This is a genomic window from Streptomyces sp. NPDC053432 (assembly GCF_055585365.1).
Genome location: NZ_JBVJKF010000053.1, coordinates 1 through 4,004, shown reverse-complemented (window position 1 = coordinate 4,004; position 4,004 = coordinate 1). Strand labels below are relative to the sequence as shown.

General features: G+C 69.2%; 3 protein-coding genes and 2 pseudogenes. 2 read left to right on the top strand and 3 right to left on the bottom strand.

Annotation, left to right across the window (positions count from 1 at the left end):
* The coding region (locus ACZ6Y1_RS37445) for a transposase (protein WP_469640642.1) at positions 1 to 393 on the top strand (393 nt) is incomplete at its 5' end.
* A 173-nt stretch (positions 394 to 566) separates the two neighbouring features.
* On the opposite strand, the gene ACZ6Y1_RS37440 is transcribed toward ACZ6Y1_RS37445, so the two are convergent.
* The 3 genes and pseudogenes from ACZ6Y1_RS37440 to ACZ6Y1_RS37430 all read right to left on the bottom strand — a co-directional run.
* A complete protein-coding gene (locus ACZ6Y1_RS37440) occupies positions 567 to 1,433 on the bottom strand; it encodes an alpha/beta fold hydrolase (RefSeq protein WP_469640644.1) in 867 nt (288 codons plus the stop codon).
* 214 nt (positions 1,434 to 1,647) lie between these two features.
* Positions 1,648 to 1,917: pseudogene (locus tag ACZ6Y1_RS37435) on the bottom strand (transposase); the annotation flags it as partial.
* 191 nt (positions 1,918 to 2,108) lie between these two features.
* Positions 2,109 to 2,536: pseudogene (locus ACZ6Y1_RS37430) on the bottom strand (IS110 family transposase); the annotation flags it as partial.
* A gap of 313 nt (positions 2,537 to 2,849) precedes the next feature.
* Between ACZ6Y1_RS37430 and ACZ6Y1_RS37425 the strand changes: the two are divergent.
* On the top strand, positions 2,850 to 3,602 hold the full coding sequence (locus ACZ6Y1_RS37425; protein ID WP_469640640.1) for a transposase: 753 nt from the start codon (positions 2,850 to 2,852) through the stop codon (positions 3,600 to 3,602).
* Positions 3,603 to 4,004: the final 402 nt, after the last annotated feature.

Sequence of the window (4,004 nt, the reverse complement as noted above, 5' to 3'; positions counted from 1 at the left end):
AGTGCAGTCGCGAGGGTCTCCAGGTTTGTCGTCACAAACGAACCAACGAGACCCTCGCTTTATGCGCCCGAAGACTTCGGACTTACTCGTCTAGGTGACAAGGCCTATTCCAGCCGGGCGATCCGTCACCTGCTGCGGCGCCGGGGCATCACCGCCACGATCCCCGAGCGGCGCGACCAAGCGGCCAACCGCCGGCGCCGAGGGCGCCTGGGAGGCCGGCCGCCCGCCTTCGACATGGAGGTCTACCGCGACCGCAACGTGGTGGAACGATGCTTCGCACGTCTCAAGCAGTTCCGCGCGATCGCGACCAGGTGCGAGAAGCTCGCCGACCGCTATCGCGCCGGAGTCGTCCTGGCCTCGCTGATCCTTTGGCTCCGCGAACCAGCCAGATGATCATTTGTCAGACACTGCCTAGGTGTATTGACCACGAGCGTTGTTAGCGCGGGCCAGGTCTTGATCATGACGAAGACCTCCGGTGTGGTGGATGTGTCTAACGACCTTGGGCGCGACAGGAGTGCCCTGCTGTGTGGGCCCGGGTGGTCGGCAGACACGGCACCCGGAGGTCGCTACCTCGCGGGGGCATCGGAGGCTGACTGGCCCGGATTCTCCAGCAAGGTGGACAGGTATTCGGGGCGCTCTTCGACCACGAGGTGTCCGGCCTCGGAGACCACACCCAGCTCAGCGCCGAGTACGGCGCGCACTGCGGGGCCGAGCCGCCTCGGAGGGAGGAAGACGTCGTGGTCCCCCGTGACGACCAGGCGGGGAATTGACCGCGCTGGCAGGGTGGCAGCACCCGGCGCCCCGCTGGAGCGCGCATGCCGGGCGACCAGTGTCATCCAGGTCACCAATTCCTCGCGGGGTGGACGGCCAGGCGCGAGCATGGCGCGAAGGAGCCGGGCGCTGTGCGTCGGTGCGGGCCGCAGGAACCAGGCGGCCGAGGCGGCCAGCACCGTGGGGGTCAGTCTCAGCCTGGTCAGTCCGCCAGGGGAGACCAGGACGAGCCGGTCGATCCGGGGACAGTCGCTGGACAGGGCAATGGCGGCACCGAAGGAGTGGCCCATCACCGCTACGGGCTCGGACGAGATCTTCTCGATCACTTCGCTCAGCCACGCCCCGTACCAGGACAACCGACCGCCGGAAAGACCACGTTCGCCGGAACTGAGACCGGGCTGGCCCGGGACGTCCACGAGCAGGACCCGGTAGCCGGTGGTGACCAGGGCCGTGGCCAGCGGCAGGGACGCAGCGGCGTTGAAGTTGGTGCCCGGGACGAACATGACCGTCGTCGCACCGGAGCCGGCGATGACCACGTGGGTCTGTGCGCCCTTGGCGGTCACCGTCTTCCGTTCGTGCGGCACCGACCATGCGGCGAGCTGGTCGAGGCACCAGCGTTGGATGAGCTCCTTGCCCGTCGTACTGCGGTAGATCGAGTCCACTGGTCGAGTATCGCCCGTGACGGAGAAGGGCCGTACGGGTGGGGCAAGTTGTGAGTCAAACCTGGGCTTGTGCAGCCTGTTCCCATCCTGCCCTGTCTGGCATCCCTCGTGCACATTGCTGCGAGTTGCTCGAAGACCCGCCCCCAAGCGGGAAGCGGCCCGGGAGTCGGCGCTGCGCGAGCGGCGCGGGGGGGGTGCGCCCCTATGGGTTTGGTCAAGCTGATGGGGCGGGTTGGGGTTCGTGGAAGGTGCCGTCGCGGAGCATCGCGAACAGGACGTCGGCTCGTCGTCGGGCGAGACAGAGGAGGGCTTGGGTGTGGTGCTTGCCCTGGCTGATCTTCTTGTCGTAGTGGGTCCTGGAGACCGGGTCGGCCAGGGCGGCGAAAGCGGAGAGGAAGAAGGCCCGTTTGAGCTGCTTGTTTCCGCGTCTCGAGGGTTGTTCGCCTCGGATCGGGGAGCCGGAACTGCGGGTCGCGGGGGCGAGGCCGGCGTAGGCGGCGAGGTGGGCGGCGGACGGGAACGAACTGCCGTCATCTGGGCGGGCGAGCCAAACTGATCGAGGAGCCTGAGCACGGCTGGATGCTGCACTCGCGGGCCCAGGTCCCGTTCCAGCGACGGATGGATCTGTGTCAGCAGACCCCGCAGCCGGTTGCTGATGCGGGTGGCTTCGCCAGCCAGGTCGTCGTCGAAGCCCACGATCATCTCCAGCTCGGCAATCGTCTCGTCCTCGAGGTCGACCGAGCGGAGCGTGTGCGGCATGACGCGGGCGGCGTCCGCGATGACGAACGCGTCGCGGGCATCGGTCTTGGCCTCGCCCGGGTAGAGATCGGCGATCCGCCGCATCGGCAGGCCGGGCAGATAGGCGACCGGGCAGCCCATGTCTCTCGCGACGGCCAGAGGCAGGGCCCCGATGGAGGCCGGCTGGTCGACCACGACGAGCACGTCCCATGCTTGGCCTGCAGTTTTCCGAAGACTTCGCGGAGCTTGGGTTCGCTGTTGGGCAGCCGCTTGTCGAAGGCCTTCTTCCCGGCCGGGGTGACGGCGGGGGCGTGGTGTTGGCCCTTGCCGACGTCCAGGCCAAGGAAAGCGCCGATGTCACTCATGTCGATCACGTGCGTCCTTCGGTCGTCCCCACCCGGCCGTCCCACGGCACCGATCGCCACATCCACATTACGAAGAGCCTCCCGACCTGCGAAGAAGCCGGTGGTCATGCCCCTAATCAGCGGTCTGTCGATGCCTCCGGAGCCGGTGCCCCCCCAGGCCATACGTTCGACAGGGGGAGAAAGTCATGCCAACTCCGGAGGCTGGGCGCCCCATTGCGGGGCCACCAAGAATGTAATGGGGGGACCGGCGGCGGGCCGCCGGCGCGGGGCCCGAGCAACGCCAGGTGTTCACCGACCGGCTCCTGGTCACACTGTGCACCTGCGGCTGGGGCTTCCGCACGCGGCGCTCGCCCAGTTGTACGGGGTGGACCGCTCCACCGTCTCCGGCGCGATCCGCGAGGTCCGCCCGCTGCTGGCCGCCCGCGGCTTCGCCGTCCCCGACCGCCCCGGACTGCGGCTGTGCACGCTGGAGGACCTGTTCGCCTACACCGACGCCGAGGGCGTGGACCTGCGGATCGACGGCACCGAGGTGCAGGTCCGCCGCCCGCGCGCGGGACGCCCCGGCCGTAAGGCATTCGTCTCCGGAAAGAGGAAGCAGAACACCATCAAGACCACCACCTTCAGCGACCCCCAGGGCCGCACCCTGCTCAGCGGGGTGGTCCGGCCGGGGCGGATGCACGACCAGACCGCCGTGCGCACCGAGGGCATCGCCGAGCAGTTCCGCCAGCACCCGAAGGTGAAGGCGGGGTTCGACGAGGGCTACCGGGGCCTGGCGAGTTCCTCGCCCAGGTCAGTACCCCGCCGAAGAAGCCGCAGGACGACGGCCCGCTGGGCGAGCACCACGCCTGGAGCGAGCAGCGACGCCGCCAGTCCTCCCGGCGGATCCGCGTGGAGCACGCCAACGCCGAGTCCAAGCAGTGGCGGCCGCTGCAGCAGTTCACCGGCCGCCGGGAGACCTACGCCGAGACCCACCTCGCGATCGCCGGACTGGTCTCGAACCGCTCCTCCCGCCGGGCGACCCGACGCAAGCCAAGCACCGAACCTCGCCCAGCAGTCCGCCTGCTGATCACCCACCAGGCCAGCACCCCCCGATATCACCGCGCCCAAGGTCGTAATCTCCGCGACCACCTCGGGGCGAGCCCCACGACACCGCGAACCGCACCCGCATGCGCGGGGTGGCCGAGTACCCGCTCGACTGGACCCTCCGATCCGGGCCGATCGCCGACTACGAGGCGCACCTGTCAGTCGTCCGCGACGTGGCCGTGCAGCGCCGACCCGCGCAGCGGACCGGTCGCGGTGTCGCGGCGGTCTCGTACTCCTGGCAGCGGGCCGGCGGATGCGGCCGGAAGACCCCGACCGGGTTCGGAGGATTCTTGTCGCATCGCGGGCGAGTCGCATACGTTGATCTTCATGTACAGGGGGATGGAGTTGGCGGGCCGCTACCGGCTCGAGAGCCGGCTGGGGCACG